The organism is Buttiauxella agrestis ATCC 33320 (assembly GCF_000735355.1).
Classification (GTDB): Bacteria; Pseudomonadota; Gammaproteobacteria; order Enterobacterales; family Enterobacteriaceae; genus Buttiauxella; species Buttiauxella agrestis.
Map to the genome: position 1 here is coordinate 361,041 of NZ_JMPI01000030.1, position 17,381 is coordinate 378,421.

Annotated in this window: 17 protein-coding genes and 1 pseudogene; 8 read left to right on the top strand and 10 right to left on the bottom strand. The window is 49.0% G+C overall.

Going from position 1 to position 17,381, the window contains the following annotated elements:
* The first annotated feature begins 29 nt into the window (after nt 1-29).
* The 4 genes from fliD to amyA all read left to right on the top strand — a co-directional run bounded on the left by fliD (nt 30) and on the right by amyA (nt 3,805).
* Nucleotides 30-1,430, top strand: a complete 1,401-nt coding sequence (gene fliD, locus GBAG_RS11970; RefSeq protein WP_034496219.1) for a flagellar filament capping protein FliD — start codon at nt 30-32, stop codon at nt 1,428-1,430.
* Between the two features lie 15 nt (nt 1,431-1,445).
* Complete coding sequence (fliS, locus tag GBAG_RS11975; RefSeq protein ID WP_034496222.1) at nt 1,446-1,853, top strand: flagellar export chaperone FliS; 408 nt, start codon at nt 1,446-1,448, stop codon at nt 1,851-1,853.
* Nucleotides 1,853-2,215, top strand: coding sequence for a flagella biosynthesis regulatory protein FliT (gene fliT, locus GBAG_RS11980; protein ID WP_034496224.1), 363 nt, complete (start codon nt 1,853-1,855; stop codon nt 2,213-2,215). Before fliS ends, fliT begins: the two co-directional genes overlap by 1 nt.
* Nucleotides 2,216-2,317: 102 nt before the next feature.
* Nucleotides 2,318-3,805 carry an alpha-amylase gene (gene amyA / locus GBAG_RS11985; RefSeq protein ID WP_034496227.1) on the top strand — a complete coding sequence of 496 codons (1,488 nt, stop codon included), beginning with the start codon at nt 2,318-2,320 and terminating at the stop codon, nt 3,803-3,805.
* Between the two features lie 47 nt (nt 3,806-3,852).
* Here the strand turns inward: amyA and yedD are convergent, their stop codons facing one another.
* Together yedD and GBAG_RS11995 are read right to left on the bottom strand one after the other, a co-directional pair.
* The gene (yedD, locus tag GBAG_RS11990; RefSeq protein ID WP_034496320.1) at nt 3,853-4,266 is read right to left on the bottom strand and encodes a lipoprotein YedD; all 414 of its coding nucleotides are present in this window, start codon (nt 4,264-4,266) and stop codon (nt 3,853-3,855) included.
* Between the two features lie 407 nt (nt 4,267-4,673).
* On the bottom strand, nt 4,674-5,054 hold the full coding sequence (locus GBAG_RS11995; RefSeq protein WP_034496229.1) for a HumD family translesion DNA polymerase: 381 nt from the start codon (nt 5,052-5,054) through the stop codon (nt 4,674-4,676).
* A gap of 165 nt (nt 5,055-5,219) precedes the next feature.
* On the opposite strand from GBAG_RS11995, the gene GBAG_RS12000 reads away from it, so the two are divergent.
* Nucleotides 5,220-7,214, top strand: a complete 1,995-nt coding sequence (locus GBAG_RS12000) for an acyltransferase family protein (RefSeq protein ID WP_034496232.1) — start codon at nt 5,220-5,222, stop codon at nt 7,212-7,214.
* Nucleotides 7,215-7,257: 43 nt separating this feature from the next.
* Here the strand turns inward: GBAG_RS12000 and GBAG_RS22915 are convergent, their stop codons facing one another.
* From GBAG_RS22915 to GBAG_RS12035, 7 genes are read right to left on the bottom strand one after another with little or no spacing between them, the layout of a single operon-like run.
* Nucleotides 7,258-9,177 carry a tail fiber/spike domain-containing protein gene (locus tag GBAG_RS22915; RefSeq protein ID WP_034496234.1) on the bottom strand — a complete coding sequence of 640 codons (1,920 nt, stop codon included), beginning with the start codon at nt 9,175-9,177 and terminating at the stop codon, nt 7,258-7,260.
* Nucleotides 9,178-9,237: 60 nt separating this feature from the next.
* The gene (locus tag GBAG_RS12010) at nt 9,238-11,721 is read right to left on the bottom strand and encodes a host specificity factor TipJ family phage tail protein (RefSeq protein WP_034496236.1); all 2,484 of its coding nucleotides are present in this window, start codon (nt 11,719-11,721) and stop codon (nt 9,238-9,240) included.
* Nucleotides 11,633-12,100, bottom strand: coding sequence for an NlpC/P60 family protein (locus tag GBAG_RS12015; RefSeq protein ID WP_051873703.1), 468 nt, complete (start codon nt 12,098-12,100; stop codon nt 11,633-11,635). Before GBAG_RS12015 ends, GBAG_RS12010 begins: the two co-directional genes overlap by 89 nt.
* Complete coding sequence (locus tag GBAG_RS12020) at nt 12,093-12,560, bottom strand: DUF1833 family protein (protein WP_034496239.1); 468 nt, start codon at nt 12,558-12,560, stop codon at nt 12,093-12,095. Before GBAG_RS12020 ends, GBAG_RS12015 begins: the two co-directional genes overlap by 8 nt.
* Entirely contained in the window at nt 12,560-13,057 is a 498-nt protein-coding gene (locus GBAG_RS12025) for a hypothetical protein (protein ID WP_034496241.1), read from the bottom strand. Before GBAG_RS12025 ends, GBAG_RS12020 begins: the two co-directional genes overlap by 1 nt.
* Nucleotides 13,058-13,098: 41 nt before the next feature.
* Nucleotides 13,099-13,326, bottom strand: a complete 228-nt coding sequence (locus tag GBAG_RS12030; RefSeq protein ID WP_034496244.1) for a hypothetical protein — start codon at nt 13,324-13,326, stop codon at nt 13,099-13,101.
* A complete protein-coding gene (locus GBAG_RS12035) occupies nt 13,326-13,991 on the bottom strand; it encodes a hypothetical protein (RefSeq protein ID WP_034496247.1) in 666 nt (221 codons plus the stop codon). Before GBAG_RS12035 ends, GBAG_RS12030 begins: the two co-directional genes overlap by 1 nt.
* Nucleotides 13,992-14,103: 112 nt before the next feature.
* On the opposite strand from GBAG_RS12035, the pseudogene GBAG_RS23100 reads away from it, so the two are divergent.
* Nucleotides 14,104-14,352, top strand: a pseudogene (locus tag GBAG_RS23100) (integrase); the annotation flags it as partial.
* A 35-nt stretch (nt 14,353-14,387) separates the two neighbouring features.
* Here the strand turns inward: GBAG_RS23100 and fliE are convergent.
* A complete protein-coding gene (gene fliE / locus GBAG_RS12040) occupies nt 14,388-14,699 on the bottom strand; it encodes a flagellar hook-basal body complex protein FliE (protein WP_034496249.1) in 312 nt (103 codons plus the stop codon).
* A 230-nt stretch (nt 14,700-14,929) separates the two neighbouring features.
* Here fliE and fliF point away from each other — a divergent pair, with 230 nt between their 5' ends.
* Entirely contained in the window at nt 14,930-16,609 is a 1,680-nt protein-coding gene (fliF, locus tag GBAG_RS12045; RefSeq protein ID WP_034496252.1) for a flagellar basal-body MS-ring/collar protein FliF, read from the top strand.
* Nucleotides 16,606-17,381 (top strand): flagellar motor switch protein FliG (gene fliG / locus GBAG_RS12050; protein ID WP_034496255.1); only part of this gene is annotated, 776 nt, incomplete at its 3' end. The genes fliF and fliG, both read left to right, overlap by 4 nt.

Below are 17,381 nucleotides of genomic sequence, written 5' to 3' on the forward strand. Positions count from 1 at the left end.
TAATTGTTAGTAATGAAAAGGGAATAATAATGGCTAGCGTTTCTTCATTAGGGGTCGGCTCCAACCTGCCACTGGATACACTGTTAACAAACCTCAGTACAGCAGAAAAAGGTCGATTGACGCCAATTACCGCGCAGCAGTCCAGTTACAGCGCAAAACTGACCGCTTACGGTTCTCTTAAAAGCGCAATTGAAAAATTCCAGACCGCTAACACAGCACTAAATGACGCTACCCTTTTTAAAAGCAGCACGGTCACCAGCAGTAGTACTGATTTAGTCGTTAGCACTGATGCTGGTGCAGCAGCAGGGAAATACACCATTAGTGTTACTCAATTGGCACAAGCACAATCACTGGCAACTACCGGTAGTGCTAACGCCACAGATAAACAAAGCAGTGTGTCCTCTTCCGACCGTACATTAGTCATCAACCAGCCGGGTCGTAAAGAACCGTTGGAAATCAAACTTAGCGATGATCAAACATCTCTAAACGGCATTCGCGATGCAATTAATACCGCTGATAGTGGTATCTCTGCCAGCGTAATCAAAAATAAGAGTGGCGAGTATCAGCTAGTTATCTCCTCCGCAGAAACGGGGACAGATAAGGCAATGACGATTAGCGTTAAAGGTGACAGCAAGCTCAATGATCTGCTTGGTTATGATTCCTCCACTAACACCGGAAGATTAACTCAAACCATTCCAGCGCAGAATGCCCTGCTCACTATCAATAATATCGAAGTGGAAAGTGGCAGTAATACAGTCAAAGATACACCGGAAGGAGTTACTTTAACTCTGACAAAAGAAGTCGCCAATGCTACCGTCACCGTTGCAAAGAGCAATGACAAAGCAACAGCCGCTATAAAAACCTGGGTTGACGCTTATAACTCCATGTTGGATACCTTTAGCTCACTGACAAAATACAGTGCGGTTGAAGCGGGTGCAGATCAAAGCTCGGGGAATGGAGTGTTACTTGGCGATAGCGTAGTTCGAACTATTCAGACAGGCATTCGTGGCCAGTTTACGACAGGTGACACCGGCTCAAAATTTAGCACATTATCCCAAATTGGCATTGCCCAAGACCCAACAACCGGCAAGCTGAAGATTGACGATAAAAAACTGAGTGATGCATTAACCAAAAATTCTGTAGACACTCAAAAATTACTGGTCGGAGACGGCAAGACTACCGGCATCACCACCACCACTGCGAACCTGGTAAAAGGCTACTTAGCAGATGATGGCATCATCGACAGCGCCACCACCAGCATAAATGCCACGTTAAAAAGCCTGACGAAACAGTACCTGGCAACCAGTACCAGCATCGACGACACCATCGCCCGATATAAAGCTCAGTTTACGCAGCTCGATACCATGATGAGCAAGCTGAACAACACCAGCAATTATCTGACTCAACAATTCTCATCCAGCAGTTCCTGATAACAAGGGGTAATTATGTACAGCGCGCGGGGTACACAAGCATATGCTCAGATTGGTGTGGAAAGCGCCGTGATGAGCGCGAGTCCTCATCAACTGATTGTTTTGCTTTTTGATGGAGCATTAAGCGCCCTGGTCAGAGCTCGCTTGTTTATGCAGCAAGGAGAGCTGGCCGCGAAAGGGGAAGCACTGAGCAAAGCTATCAACATTATTGATAACGGCCTGAAAGCGGGGCTGGATAACGAACAAGGTGGCGAAATCGCAGAGAATTTATCGTCTCTGTATGACTATATGATTCGCCGTCTGATGCTGGCTAACCTACGTAATGATGTTGAATTAATAGAGGAAGTCGAAGGGCTATTAACCAACATTGCAGATGCCTGGAAACAGATTTCACCTCTGAACGCTGCGCGGGAGCCTGCCTAATGTCTCCGTATGTAGAACTGATCAGCCGCTGGCAGAACGTGGTTCTGCTTAGTCAGTCGTTGCTGGAGTTGGCTGAGCGCGGCGAGTGGGATTTATTGCTGGAGCAAGAAGTCGCCTATCTGCAAGGCATCGAAATACTGAATGCAAACCCTATCCCTCCGGGGACGGCGAAAAGCGTGCAGGATATGTTGCAGCAGAACCTCGAGCAAATTCTGGCAAATGAGCAGGCGCTAAAAAGCCTTTTACAGCAGCGTCTGGACGAACTGAGTTCGCTTATCGGCCAGTCATCGCGCCAGCAAACGCTGAATCACACTTACGGACATTTATCTGGCCAGTTGCTGGTGCCGGATGCACCACAATAATTTTGCTTCATACCGCAAAGCCTTCAGTAAGTAATTCCGCGTCCCGCTTAAAATCTTCCATACTCCAGAGGTCAGCTAAATGACTCCTGGAGCGTGGACTCGATGAAAAACCCAACCCTTTTGCAATTTTTCCATTGGTATTACCCCGGTGGCGGCAAGCTGTGGGCGGAAGTTGCCGAACGTGCAGCAACGCTCAACGACATCGGCGTCAATATGGTCTGGCTCCCACCCGCCTATAAAGGTAGCTCTGGCGGCTACTCGGTCGGCTACGATGTTTACGATTTATTTGACCTGGGCGAGTTTGACCAAAAAGGATCGGTTGCCACCAAGTACGGCGACAAAGCGCAATTGCAGGCCGCAATAAAAGCCTTAAAAGAAAATGATATCGCCGTGGTACTTGATGTGGTGCTCAACCACAAAATGGGTGCCGACGAAAAAGAGCAGGTTCGCGTTAACCGCGTCAATGAAGAAAACCGTAATGAAATCGACGCCGAGGTTATCGAATGCGAAGCCTGGACGCGCTACACCTTCCCCGTCCGCGCCGGGAAATATTCGCAATTTATCTGGGATTACAAATGCTTTAGCGGCGTTGACCATATCGAAAACCCTCACGAAGACGGCATTTTCAAAATCATTAATGACTACACCGGCGACGGCTGGAATGACCAGGTGGATGACGAACTGGGGAATTTCGACTATTTGATGGGCGAGAATATCGACTTCCGCAACCACGCCGTGACGGAAGAGCTAAAATACTGGGCGCGCTGGGTGATGGAACAAACGGGCTGCAATGGTTTCCGCCTGGATGCGGTCAAACACATTCCGGCCTGGTTCTACAAAGAGTGGATTGAGCACGTTCAGGAAGTGGCTGAACAGCCACTGTTTATCGTGGCTGAATACTGGTCCCACGAAGTGGATAAACTTCAGGAGTACATCGCTCAGGTCGAGGGCAAAACGATGCTGTTTGACGCCCCGCTGCAAATGAAGTTCCACCAGGCTTCCAAAGAAGGCCGCGAATACGACATGAGCCAAATCTTCACCGGAACGCTGGTCGAAGCCGACCCGTTCCACGCGGTGACGCTGGTCGCCAACCACGACACGCAACCGTTGCAATCCCTCGAAGCCCCGGTCGAACCGTGGTTCAAACCACTGGCTTATGCACTGATTTTATTGCGTGAAAACGGTGTGCCCAGCGTGTTTTACCCGGACTTATTTGGCGCCAGTTACGACGATGAAGGTGGCGATGGCGAAACGTATCACATCGACATGCCGGTTATCGAACAGCTCGACGACCTGATTCATGCCCGTGAACTTTTCGCTCACGGCGTGCAAACGCTCTATTTTGATCACCCCAATTGCATCGCTTTCAGCCGCAGCGGCACAGAAGAGTATCCGGGTTGCGTGGTGGTGTTATCGAATGGTGACGATGGCGAAAAAGTCATCACCCTTGGTGATAACTACGGCGGAAAAAACTGGCGGGATTATTTAGGCAACCGCGAAGAAACCGTCACTACCGATGAAAACGGCAGCGCAACGTTTGCCTGTAACGGCGGCAGCGTGAGTGTTTGGGTGATTGAAGAGGTGTTGTAGCGTTGCCGATTAACCCCTCTCCGATTCACGGAGAGGGAATTTATCGCTTACGGTAACTTGCTTTCGAGTGGATTCTTTTGCAAATAATCGGCGCATTCCTGCGTTGGGCGATCAACACGTTTCAGCGTCATGCCCGCATATTCCAACGTGTCGCCTTCGCGCTCAACGCTGTAAACTTCGCGTTTATTCGTCACATTATAAAAATCGTCTGAACGTTGAGTCAGTTTGCCCGGCAAAGCGATGACTCGCTGCCATTGGCGGCAATCCAGCGTGTCGCCATCTTTGGTGACAACCAGAGTCGCTATCGCCTCTGGGCTGACCATCTCACTTTGCGGCCCTTCGGACTGCCAGTAACTCGCAAGCCCGGCAGGCGCTGGGGTTTTCACCACTTCGCGGTAATCATCAACTTGCACACAGCCGCTTAACGCCAGCAACACTGTCAATAATGCAATCTTCTTCATCATCTATCCCGACTGCGGAGAAAAAATAATTTTCGCATTAAAGCACTTAGCCCGCCAGTGTTTCAGTAGCTTGCTGTTATTTGAGGCGATTTCAAATTTTAGTTATTGCAGAAAATAAGCACCACAATTCCCGAAATAATTGGAGCTGCATCAAGGCGGCAAGAGAGTAAATCCCAAATCACTTACTAAAGTAAGTGATTTGGGTGCGCGAGCGCAGCCAACGCAGAGGCCGCTTCAAGTATGAAGGGAATTTAAACCTGCATATTCATCATATGAGGCTCTGATTTTGTAGAACACGGAAATACACGGAACATCACGCATTAAGACAGATGCTTAGCGCGAACTTTCAGAACAAAGGTTACAGTTCATGAGAGTTCGCGCTAATTTTTTGTCCCATCCATGCCCCATCACATCACCGGCACATCGTCGAACTCTCCATTCCTGGCATCGTTGAGTATCCATGTCACTACGCCAAACACCCCATCGTCTTCAAAATCATCCAGTAGCGAGAATTTCCTCTCCGGGCGATCAATTTCTTCCAGATGAGGCTCGGGGAACTTTTTGTACCTCAACACCCTGAAAGTACCCTGCACCGTTCCGACAACTATCGAGCCATCACATGGGCGCTTGCTGCTATCCAAGACGAGTAGCGCACCGTTCATTATGCCAGCGCGCCAGTGCGCTCCCGCCGCGCGCACAAGATATGTGGCGCTCGGCGTTGATATGCACATGCCGTCAAGACTGACGCGTTTTTCTTCGAAGTCGAGTGCTGGAGATGGGAAGCCCATGGTGATCACCTTAATTTTCACTGTGTTTATATACAGTAATTCACTAATGGGATTTGATCAATTGTCAAAAACGTAGAGGCTCAGTTATATGGTTGATATGTTCAGCAAGTTAGTGATGCTGTGTTAGAATCTTCCGAAAAAATTTTCGTAATTAGAGAGAGATTAATGCTTAAGTACAGAAAGGAACTGGATGGCCTGCGCTGTCTGGCTGTGATGGCGGTGATAATTTATCACGCCGGGATATCTTTGTTTGGGATCAAACTTTTCAAGGGTGGTTTCTTCGGAGTTGATGTATTCCTTGTTCTTTCGGGCTATTTAATTACTGACATTATAATAAACAAACTTGATAGTAACGCTTTCTCTTTGCTAGATTTTTTTTGGCGGCGTATAAAGCGTATACTTCCTGCGCTGATTGCCATGCTGTCCGTTACATCAGTAGCGGCATATTTTATACTACTCCCAAATGACTTAATAAAATTCTCTGAATCTCTCAGGTCTGCGCTTTATTTTGGATCTAATTATTATTTTTTGGGCGAAGATAGTTATGTCTCAAACGCAAGTATTTTTAAGCCGCTTCTTCATACATGGAGCCTTGCAGTAGAATGGCAATTCTATATTTTCTACCCATTCGTTTTACTTTTTATCAATAGGTTTTTCAAAAAATATAGAGTTTCCCTACTTCTTTCTTTGGCTATAATTTCCATCTTCTATGCAAATTATATAGTACCAAACTATCCAGACTTAGCATTCTATACGCTTCCTCCACGAGCATGGGAATTGGTTTTAGGTGGCTTGATGTCATTTATCAGCATCCGGAAATATGGAAACTTATCGCTCTCTGGTCCGGGCGGCATTGCGTGCAAAACTCTCCCAACTCTTGGTATGTTCATGGTTTTATATGCCATGATGTTTATTGATAGCCATGTTCAACATCCGTCATTTATTACACTGCTACCGGTGATTGGAACGTGTCTTATTATTGCCTTTGCAAATGATGACGACATTGTTACGGCGGCGCTTTCTCTACGTCCAGTTGTATTTATAGGTGCAATATCTTATTCATTATATCTTTGGCACCAGCCAGTATTCGTTTTCTTCCGCTTCATGCGGCATGAATATGTAACACTGAAAGATTTTGCGGGGCTGACATTGCTTTCGCTTGCACTAGCTTATGCATCGTACAGATTCATCGAGTCTCCATTCAGGGGGCGTGATGTGAAGAAATTCAGCGTAACCGCCTTGGCTGCATTTGCCTCTTTGATTATTGCATTCTCTTTCGCCACGCAAAAATATGAAGGATTCCCTAATCGTCTTCAGGGGTTGGTTAAAGAAACTTACGAGATGTATAAAGAACCTGAGTTCAGAAGGATGTCAGATAGCTCGCAACCAGGAAATAATATTCTTACTGGTGAGCAAGTTTATGCCTGCGGCCTCCGCTCTCTTGATAATCCTTGCAAATATGGTGACGAATCTTGGGTTACTATTGGCGATAGCTTTGCAGGCCAATACGAATATGCCCTTCAGGAAAGCCTATCCAAAGATGGAAAAGGATTGATGTCACTAGCCTATGAGCAGTGTCCTTTCCTCACCAATATGTGGTTTGGTAATACTCCAGAATGTACTGTAGTAAATGAGCAACGCTGGAAACAAATAGAGAACCTGCATAGCAAAAAAAATATTCTTGTTGCTGTGAACTATGATTTCTTCCCAGGAATTAAGGCCGGCGTTAGCAATCCTTTAGAGATGGGAAGGCAGAAATTCAGCGGTGGAGTTCTAATAGGAGATGATGAGGCGTGGAAATCTTATGCTGAAAATATCAAGAAACTAATAGCGCTTGGTCATGATGTTTATGTGATCTATCCCGCTCCAGCTCCAACAGAGGATGTCGGCAAGCTTGTTTTCAGTCAATTACGTAATATTGGCTATAAGTTTCACACTCAATACACATCGACCCCTGGAGTTTATGATGCCGTTTTAGAACGCTCAGCCAAGATTGATGCGTATCTTCCTAATATGCCCGGCCTTCACAAAATCAGGCCAGCAGATGCATTATGTGAGAAAGGAAAGTGCAAAATAATTGATTCTAATGGCGGGCTTTTTAATGGTGGAAGTCACCTGTCGTATTCAGGTGTAAAAGAGGTGCTGGGTTTAATACACTAAGGATTGAAGGATGCCGCGATGAAGCGGCATTCCATTATTCACATTAGTAGAATTGGGAATTGACAGTGTACGTTATACTTCCTCTGATTGCTGTTGTAGAAGTAATATCGGTCTCATTAACAGCCGTACAAGTAGGATTAGCAAATTTAAAGAATTGAAGAGAATTCGAACCTCGGTCTATTGTAACCGTAAACTGACCTCGGCTGGATGGCAGATCTCTTGTAACTGACACCGTTCCAGATGCAATATTTTTGGCAACATAGGGAAGATTACGCATAAGCATAACACCTGCTTGCCCTGGGCCCCCATTGAACTCTAAATAAAATTCAACAGTTACTAGCCCCCCCTCCTTTCTATATTTAACATCCTTCGCCACAGTGGTGACACCGGTGGTTGTTGAGCCAAATGTTACAGCTACTGTTGAGTCTATAGAAAGATATTCTGAGAATGGCTCAAAAATAACAGAGTCATTACCCTCACTGACAACATGAATAAATTTGTTGCTGCTAGTATTAACAATTATCTTGCTACCTGCCGCTGCTGCAGAAACTCCAACTTTGGGTATTTCTCCTGTATTAAATTTACCACCATTGAATGTAATTATATTACCAGTTCCATGTACAAATAAATCCCAGCCATATGTTCCAGAAGTCGCATTGCAAAGATTATTAAATGCAATACTGTTGTCGGAAAATACTGCCACCAACGGTTGCGTCTCATCTGGTTTAGGGAGACACCTAAAGCTATCAAATACCATGTTACAGCTGTTAATTATTGATATTGCTGCACCATAACCGCCAGGAGGAGCGCTTGGAACCTCACACCCACAACCTATCACATTCACGGCATCGCAATTGTCAAACCAATAGGCCGTGTTCAATGTGCCATCAGAAGCACAGCTGATTAAGTTTGAATAATTTAAATTACTAAGTCTGAATGCACCGTGATTTACAGTTGGGTCAATAACCTTTGCAAAACAGTTTTTATATGTTGTAGATGTACCTCCCTCATGACGAATTTGCCCCCACGCCGATAACCCCGTAATCTCAGTCATCCAGACATCCTTCATCCATAACGCGATTTTCGTTTTTCTGAAAGAAAGTCGATCAAGCCTAAATTCCATCCCTTGTAAAATAGCGAGCCCGCACTCGCTACCAGCGTCATCACCCTCAAATGTAAGTTGGCTTAATGAAGTACGCTGCGGTGCTACAGGCGTTCCTGACGTGTCTGGTGATGTCGGGTCAACATACCCAACCGTGTCCACCGTTAATGCCGCTGGAGTGGCTCCATTTACTGGGCTTAAAGTTACTGTCGCATTGCCTGTTTTCTTGTATTTCTTCGTGGCTTTAGTTTCAGACCCGCCATTGATATAACAAAAATCGTGATCGCCACTGTATGTTTTTAGTGAGAGAAACTTTTGCCCGGTCGCAGGAGTAGTTACGGAGCCAATAACATTTGGGAGTTTTGCTGTGAGCGTTTCATCGACTGTGCTTTCATCTCCATTTTCTGGATTTGTGTAGCCAACAAGATTTGCCTTCTCACCCGCTGCCAGATCGCTTCTTAACGTCGTGTCGCCAACATTTAACCATTTCCCAGGTCCAATACCGCCGGTGCTTTCTGGTGTCGAATTTGAAGGTACAATTTTCGGCCCTGCTGCGAATGAGCCTGACCACTTGTAATAAGAATTATCGGCAGTGTTAAAAAGCACCTCATTAGGAGTGGACACTGTCGCACCGGTTGTAAATGTGACGCCTGAGAGAGTTACGTATCCAAAGGAGCTCATTACTTGCTGTGCAAGGTAATTAATGCCTTCAATCGTGTAATGTTTATTGTCAAAGCGGTCCGTGTACGTCCATTCCATGGACGTTACGAACTCGTCAATTTTCCCGGCATTAAATTTCAGGTCTTGTGGTTTTTCGCTTGGAACTGGAAGTTGAGTAGGTGTAGTCGGTGTAGTCGCCATAATTTTTCCATAAAAAAACCCGGCGCATTGGCCGGGTTCGGAGTTGGGTTTAAAGGTTGTTTAGGAGTAAATCAGATCACTATATTCGCGAACTGTTAGCGCTGTGGTGCCGTCAGTGCCGGGGCTCTTGTCTGTAACTTCCCACTTGGTGGCATCAAGCTCCTCTGTCGAAGCAATGAAGTAACGCGACGGTGACTGAACATTCATGCCGTCATAGATGTTGAGTTCGATATCTGGGATGGCAGCGCTAAAGCCGAATGCGGTATCTGGCAAAGGCCGTGCCGGGTAGCGCGCTGTCGGCGTACCGAGATAGTCCGTGACCACCACGAACATTGAGCCTGCAAAAGTGATGCGCTCACTGGTTTCAAAATCATTGCCGATGCGAGATACGATATAGCCTGACTGCTGGTTGGTGTCGTATGTATCGACTATCTGAACCATGTCGCCAACGCCCACCCACTCCCCGTCTGCCAGCGCGGTAATGCTCATAGCCATGCGTGAGTAGATAAGGCGCTTACACTCTCTGAGCGCCCTGTCGTTAGCCTGGAACGAGTCTCGGACATACATCATCTCGAACTTTCTCGCCTTCACTGGCGAGCCAGAAATGATGCTGTTTCCGTTTATCCGGTAGCGGATGAATGCCTGCTTGTTTGTGTTCGGGTCACGGTACTGCACCTCCACACCATCGAATCCACCAGGCAGCGTCATGTCATAGCTGAGTGAGTAACCCACCTCAACCGTGTTGTTCCGGTTGAATACCGTCGCCGGAGTAGTCCGCTTTTTGTCACGCACAAATGACATCACGCCGTCATCCCAGAACGCCGTTACGCTGGCAGCGTCGCAGATGGTTTCCAGTCGCGCGCCGAGCGACACATCTTCATCATCAAAGGTGAAATCGAAGCGTCCAAGTCGTGGGTCTATCGCGTCAATCTCAGCCTGAATCTGGTACAGGCCGTACAGGTCAATATTGTTTTCAGGCTGCCCGCCCATGACCAGCCATGTATGTGCCACGGCATCCGCAAACTTGCGGGACGGCCTCAGCGTGTAATCGACTGACTGCGTGCTGAGTGAGTAGCTGATGGTGTGGCGATTAATGAGCGCGTTATATTTCATTTCGCGCCCGGTGGAGTTCTCCGTAGCCCTGACCTTGATGATGACCGTTGTGTCATCCGGATGAACCACATTCGTCCTGACGTTAACAGCGTGGATTTCCTCAACTTCCAGGATGCTCCTGTCATGGCTGTTATTCGTCCTGGTCATCGTAATGGAGTAACGCCCCTCACCCGCCAGCGGCGTTATCTTGTCCGTTCTGTAGAATGTGTCCGACAGGTCGTCTCGCGGGTTTTGCACATGGAAGCTCAAGGACTGATTTGTGCCGGGGATCTGGTTGTTGTCATCGTCAACCTTCCAGATATCAACACGCCAGTCGGTGTAGTCATTCCCACCTAATTTTGACTGCGTGTGTATCCACAATTGCGAAGATACGAGCGGCGAGAAGAACGGGCCAACTGAAACCCCTGAGTTCTGCATCAGCACAAACTTCGTGGTATTGATGGTCGCTGTTTCAATCGGCACGCCGGGGCCGTTTAGCTGATCGAATATGAACTCGTAATAATAAACAGGCGTGGTTACGGAGCCGTCATCGCTTTCAATGCAGTTGATCAGGTTGCCGGTTAGCGTGACATCCTGAGTAACCGACCCGGTAGTTGTGGGGTAAGTTATATTGATGGTGAACTTAACCGGTGATGGTCGTGGCAGGTCTTTGAAGAAATCAAACTCACTCTGCCTGACAATTTTCATTGCCACTTGCCCACTGGTATAGCTACCACTCACCACTGTATTGGCTGTGGCCGTCTCTACTGGAAGCTCACTGCTTTCATTCGGGCCGGGTAACTCCTGCCCGTCGACATCATCAAGCTGATACCCCTCGATGACGGTCGGAATGACCTCTCCAGGCCCGTAAACGGTATAGGATGCGCCAGCCATTGAGCCGATGTTAGTTTCCGAATAGCGAACGGAGCTGTAATCGTATTTGCCCAGCCCAAAGTTCATGAACTGAGTCACTTCTTTGTTGTTGCTCACGTACTCGAAAATAAGCTGCTGAATCATGTCCGGGAAAGCGCGAACAAGGCCGTAGTTATCCGGGCGCGCCTCGCCGTTACGGGCGATGTTAGTTTGCCCCTTAAGGCTGTTGTTCGGTGAAGTCTTGGCTTGTCCCGCCGCGCCGCCGCCAGCATTAGGCTGCTTGATGAAAGCGCCCATTACCTTTTGCGTGAATTTTATTGGATTGAGGTGCTCGAAGGGATTAAGCAGGGTTTTAACCAGGCCGCCTCCCTTTGGCTGGTCGAAGATGAGAATTCGGTCGTCAGCGCTGATGCAGAAATCAATGTCATCATCATCCTGCAACTCGCGGCCGTTAATGATGGCCCGAACATCAGAATGAACACCTGCTGTTTCAAGCCACTCGCTGAACTTCACTCCCGCGCGCGCATGCATCCGTTGCTTCGGCAGCCCCGGCACTCTCTGTATTTCGATTACCGGCATATCTGAGGAACTCCGTTTTCGTGAATAATTTCTGGATGGTGCGGACCTGGTCGGAACGGACATTTCCATTCTCGCCGCGGCTGTGCGGCGCCCTGCCGTCTACAATCATCCCCACATGCACCGGCTGCGCGCCGTAATAGGCAATGAAGATATCGCCGTCGCTGAACTTCTCCACTGATCTCCAGTAAACAACCTCACTCTCAAAGCATGTCATGAAGTCCTTGCCCGCTTCGTAGTCAGGCGAGTGGTGCAGCTCAATGTCGAGAACGTGCCGGAAATAGAGTGTTACCAGACCCCAACAATCAGCCGCTTCGAATGTGCAGGCGCGGTTGTGCCAGGGTATACCAATCACCCTTTCAAGAAATTCAGACTTAAGCATTTTGCAGCCCCGGAAACTCTTCGACGTTATAGAGCATGCCGATGTTGGCGTTGAGTGGGTTCTTGATAGTCAGCGACACGGTGACATCACTTGCATCCAGACTGATATCGCTCACAAATAGCGTCCACGGCTTCAGTGGCGCGTTCATGTCGGAGGCATCGAAGCGCTGGTATGTGAACTGAATTGGCACGATGCGATCGAAGGCCTTCCACTGTTTCAATTGCTGCTTGAAATCCGTCGCCAGCCTGCTGAATTTCACTGTGGAAGTAATGACAGGCGTCGAACTCTGCGGGCTATCTGCAATTTCCATCCGGCACGGCTGATACACCTGCCCGGCGAATGTCTTGGCGAATATCTGGTCTTTGACAAGCCTGATATAGCCGAAAGTTTCGCTGTAGATGGTGATTGTGTCGTAGAGGATGCGGTTCGGGCGGCGGCTCTTGTACTCTCTGAAATTCATTATGGAGACCTCGGCAAAGACTCTTGGTCGCGATTATCTGGATACCCGGTCACGACAATATCTAGGAAGCTTGCCCAAGGTGGCGGCAGTTCGATAACAATGTCGTCGTAGTCATCATCGGAGTTATTCAGCTTGCGAGTGACAACATCACCAGACCAAGTGAAGACTGATCCTGATTGGCTCCATGTCGGGTAAGCGGTAAAGTGAAGCTCCTGCATCTCAGGCTCACCATATGCACCCGAGCCTATACCCACTGGCATCAGGAACCACTGATTGCAGTTGTCCAGATAGTTAGGGCTGCGCAACCACTGCATGAATGCACGGTGCTGTGCCAGCGTGAATACCCATGTCAGCGAGAATCCGGTTTTCAGGTCGTCGGTGAGCTTCTGGAATATTGGCGCGCCAACTTGCGGCAGGTCAGTGCGAAAGCCGGTATCTGGCTTTGGTGTTTTCGACTTCTGGGCCAGCGGTAGCCAGTCCGGGTAGGGTATTGGCATGGTTACTCCAGGCAATAAAAAACCCGCCGAAGCGGGTTCTATTAAACTATTTCAATCGGGCCATTTTGTGAGTCGAATATGTTGACGGTGATAGATTTAATGTCACCCGCACTGGTTACTTTGAATTCAACGCCTCCAGGTAGCTCAACCTCAATCAGCGAACCTCCCGAGGTTGCTACTTGATAAGTTACTGGCTTGTTATGGGTGAACACCGTTTCCTTGCCTAAAGGAATATCCATCCTTCCTGCTTCGCCGGGTTTAATTTCCATTATTCTCTCGCTTTTCTTGGAGCCTGAAGATTTTGGGATATTGACTGGCTCATTTCGCCGCCTTGATTCATGTCCATTATAAATGCTTGAACAGTAATAGCGCTTCCATTTTGAGTGGCCTGAGCATCATATGAATGACTTCCTGTTGTGTAGTCATTAAAGGTTATGGAAACCTTAATTTCCCCGCTTCCACCCTGCATATCCTTGTTGCTGATCACCTTGCCGTTATCGCCGGGGATCATGTACTGGCTGCCATTACTGGATTGGTAGATTTCAGGCATACCGCCCTCACCCACCTGGTACATTGAGCCAGCCGCTACCGGGCCGCCGTTCTTGCGCTTACCTGCGATAGAGCTTGATAACGCCATCGCTGCGATAACTGCGCCGATCCCGATTGCCGCCGCGCCGCCGAATGAGCCGATTGATGCTGCGATTGCAGCAGGTGTCCATGCAACTGTCGTTGTGGCTGCCGCTGCGGTGCTTGCTGCCGTGGTGGTTGCGGTTCCGGCGACCGCGGCTGATGTTGTGGCCGCCGTTGCTGCTACCTGCGCCGCGCTGCCGGTGACAGCTGATTTAATCCACTCTACACCCATCTGAACAAAGCCGTTTATCAGGCTGTTCAATGCATTACTTACGAGCGAGTTCATGGCATCTTCTGCGGTCATGCTTCCGGTGATTATTCCCGTGAAAGCATTGGAGGTATTGCCAGCCAGTGATTCAAATCCAGCGGCCAGAATCTGATTGGCCTGGCTCTGGTTTTTTAATATCTCCCACTGAGCTGCAATACGTCGGGCAGGATTACGCTATCGGAAAGCGTATCAATCCAGACATACATATGCATGTTGGTCATTGACAGCCGGAGCCAACCCGAACTTTATCGCTTCGCAAATGGGCCACTCAAATGCTCAGATGGTTTACCAGGTTTATGGGAAATGGATGGCTGATAGTGACAGCGACCAGATTGCAATTTTGAACCAGAAATTATCGTCATTTGTCCCATCCATGCCCCACGCAAAAGCAGTTTGATAATATTCTCTATATATATCAAATAGCTTAAGCAACTAAACCTGCATATTCATCACTTCCTGATACGCCGATACCAGCTTATTACGCACCTGAATGCCCATCTGCAATGAAACTGAAGATTTTTGCAGATCGACCATCACATCATTGAGCGCAACACCGGGTTTGCCGATGGCAAAGTTTTCAGCCTGGGTACGGGCAGCGGATTGTGTCTCGCTGATTCGGCCAAGTGCTGCCTGTAATTCACCAGCAAAGCTCACTTTTGGCTCGACATTTTGAACCGGATTCCCCGCCGACAGTGCAGTGGCCTGCAACTGCTGAAGTACGCCTTCGATACCCTGAATTGCCATTTCCCCTGCCCCAGTAATTTTTAACGCGGCAAGATTAACACCTTGTCAATAGGATAAAGGCGGTAAATAGCAGCAATAAATAGAGCTAATTCAGCCATCGAAATTTTTGTAAAAGAAAATAATGACGTTGCCATCTATGTGGAACTTTTGTTGTGGTTGTCGAACCGGGAGCTCGTTTTGTTCACTCTTTATATTAAAAATGATGTCTACGCTCGCTCGCGAGGTGCTCAATGACCGCAGCTGGCCTGGCACAAACGCCACAAAACAAAACCCAGGAGTGGCTGACCCGCATTCGTGCAAATCCTAAAATCCCACTGATGGTTGCGGGTGCCGCGACTATCGCCATTATTATGGCCCTCGTACTCTGGGCAAAAGCGCCTGATTATAAGGTGCTTTATAGCAATCTGGCGGATCAGGACGGTGGGGCCATCGTCACGCAATTGACTCAAATGAACGTGCCTTATCGCTTCTCGGATAACGGCAGTGCGATTGAAGTCCCTGCCGATAAAGTCTACGACTTGCGTCTGCGCCTTGCCCAGCAAGGGTTGCCGAAAGGCGGAGCGGTCGGCTTTGAATTGCTGGACCAGGAAAAATTCGGCATCAGCCAGTTCAGCGAGCAAGTGAACTACCAGCGTGCGCTGGAAGGTGAACTGGCCCGCACCATCGAAACCCTCGGCCCGGTTAAAACGGCGCGTGTGCATCTTGCGATGCCAAAACCTTCTTTATTCGTCCGCGAACAAAAATCTCCTTCTGCTTCCGTCACGCTGAGCCTCGAACCTGGCCGCGCATTGGATGAAGGGCAAATCAGCGCGGTCGTGCATATGGTTTCCAGCGCGGTTGCCGGTTTGCCGCCGGGCAATGTCACGCTCGTGGATCAAGGCGGTCATCTGCTCACGCAGTCCAATACTGCCGGGCGTGACCTGAACGACGCACAGCTGAAATATGCGATGGATGTCGAAAACCGCTTCCAGCGCCGCATTGAAACCATTCTTGCGCCCATTGTTGGTAGCGGTAATGTTCACGCGCAGGTCACCGCACAGATTGATTTCTCCAATAAAGAACAGACTGAAGAGCAGTATCGCCCGAACAGCGACCCGTCTCAGTCGGCGGTGCGTTCACGCCAGTTAAACCAAAGCGAGCAAGTGAATGGCCGTAACCCAGGCGGCGTGCCGGGTGCGCTGTCCAACCAACCTGCTCCGCCAAATAACGCGCCAATTTCTACGCCACCGCAAAATAATGCGGCGAATGCGCAGCCGCAGAACCAATCGACTTCGACTACAGCTCAAACCGGCTCGAGCAACACTCAGCGTGATGAAACCACCAACTACGAAGTCGACCGCACCATTCGCCACACCAAGTTGAACACTGGCGATGTGCAACGCCTTTCTGTGGCAGTAGTGGTGAATTACCGCCAGTTGTCGGATGGCAAGCCTTTGCCGTTGACCGCTGACCAGATGAAGCAAATTGAGAACCTGACGCGTGAAGCGATGGGCTACTCCGATAAGCGCGGCGACACGCTTAACGTGGTGAATTCACCGTTTAGCGCAACCGAAGAAACCAGCAACGAACTGCCGTTCTGGAAGCAACAAGCCTTCTTCGAAATGTTGATGTCCGCGGGCCGTTGGTTGGTGGTGCTGATTGTCGCCTGGCTGCTGTGGCGCAAAGTGGTTCGTCCGCTCGTCCAGCGTAAAGATGCGGTGCAGCAGGCACAAGTGGAAGCCAAACGCCAGCAAGTTGAAGAAGAAGATGCTGTTTCAGTCCGCCTGACAAAAGATGAGCAACAGCAGCAACGTAAAATGAATCAAAAACTTAGCGCTGAAGTGATGAGCCAACGCATTCGCGAGATGTCTGATAACGATCCGCGCGTGGTTGCGCTGGTGATACGCCAATGGATGAGTAACGAACTATGAGTATTAGCGGAACAGAGAAAAGCGCAATTCTGTTGATGACCATTGGTGAAGACCGTGCGGCAGAGGTGTTTAAGCACCTTAGCCCGCGTGAAGTCCAGCATCTCAGTGCGGCAATGGCCAGCATTCGCCAGATTTCCAATAAACAGTTAACCGAAGTGTTGGCCGAATTCGAGCAAGAAGCCGAACAGTTTGCGGCGCTGTCGATTAACGCCAACGACTACCTGCGTTCGGTGCTGATCAAAGCGCTGGGCGAAGAGCGTGCATCGAGCTTGCTGGAAGACATTCTGGAAACTCGCGAAACCACCTCTGGCATGGAAACGCTCAACTTTATGGAGCCGCAAAGTGCTGCGGACCTTATTCGCGACGAGCACCCGCAGATTATCGCCACGATTTTGGTACACCTCAAACGTGGCCAGGCGGCCGATATTCTGGCGCTGTTCGACGAGCGTTTGCGCCACGACGTAATGCTGCGTATCGCCACCTTCGGCGGTGTTCAACCGGCAGCGTTGGCCGAATTGACCGAAGTGCTCAACAACCTGCTTGACGGCCAGAACCTCAAGCGCAGCAAAATGGGCGGCGTAAGAACCGCAGCCGAAATTATCAACCTGATGAAAACCCAGCAGGAAGAAGCGGTTATCTCCGCAGTGCGCGACTTCGACGGCGAACTGGCACAGAAAATTATCGACGAGATGTTCCTGTTCGAAAACCTGGTGGAAGTCGACGACCGCAGCATCCAGCGCCTGCTTCAGGAAGTGGAGTCCGAGTCGCTGCT

Bases quoted from the DNA above. Each gene is read 5' to 3' on its own strand.
- fliE (WP_034496249.1), bottom strand. From the start codon at position 14,699: ATGGCAATTCAGGGTATCGAAGGCGTACTTCAGCAGTTGCAGGCCACT.
- GBAG_RS12030 (WP_034496244.1), bottom strand. From the start codon at position 13,326: ATGGAAATTAAACCCGGCGAAGCAGGAAGGATGGATATTCCTTTAGGC.
- fliS (WP_034496222.1), top strand. From the start codon at position 1,446: ATGTACAGCGCGCGGGGTACACAAGCATATGCTCAGATTGGTGTGGAA.
- fliD (WP_034496219.1), top strand. From the start codon at position 30: ATGGCTAGCGTTTCTTCATTAGGGGTCGGCTCCAACCTGCCACTGGAT.
- GBAG_RS12010 (WP_034496236.1), bottom strand. From the start codon at position 11,721: ATGCCGGTAATCGAAATACAGAGAGTGCCGGGGCTGCCGAAGCAACGG.
- GBAG_RS11995 (WP_034496229.1), bottom strand. From the start codon at position 5,054: ATGGGCTTCCCATCTCCAGCACTCGACTTCGAAGAAAAACGCGTCAGT.
- amyA (WP_034496227.1), top strand. From the start codon at position 2,318: ATGAAAAACCCAACCCTTTTGCAATTTTTCCATTGGTATTACCCCGGT.
- GBAG_RS12000 (WP_034496232.1), top strand. From the start codon at position 5,220: ATGCTTAAGTACAGAAAGGAACTGGATGGCCTGCGCTGTCTGGCTGTG.
- GBAG_RS22915 (WP_034496234.1), bottom strand. From the start codon at position 9,177: ATGGCGACTACACCGACTACACCTACTCAACTTCCAGTTCCAAGCGAA.
- fliT (WP_034496224.1), top strand. From the start codon at position 1,853: ATGTCTCCGTATGTAGAACTGATCAGCCGCTGGCAGAACGTGGTTCTG.
- fliF (WP_034496252.1), top strand. From the start codon at position 14,930: ATGACCGCAGCTGGCCTGGCACAAACGCCACAAAACAAAACCCAGGAG.
- yedD (WP_034496320.1), bottom strand. From the start codon at position 4,266: ATGAAGAAGATTGCATTATTGACAGTGTTGCTGGCGTTAAGCGGCTGT.
- GBAG_RS12025 (WP_034496241.1), bottom strand. From the start codon at position 13,057: ATGCCAATACCCTACCCGGACTGGCTACCGCTGGCCCAGAAGTCGAAA.
- GBAG_RS12020 (WP_034496239.1), bottom strand. From the start codon at position 12,560: ATGAATTTCAGAGAGTACAAGAGCCGCCGCCCGAACCGCATCCTCTAC.
- GBAG_RS12015 (WP_051873703.1), bottom strand. From the start codon at position 12,100: ATGCTTAAGTCTGAATTTCTTGAAAGGGTGATTGGTATACCCTGGCAC.
- GBAG_RS12035 (WP_034496247.1), bottom strand. From the start codon at position 13,991: ATGACCGCAGAAGATGCCATGAACTCGCTCGTAAGTAATGCATTGAAC.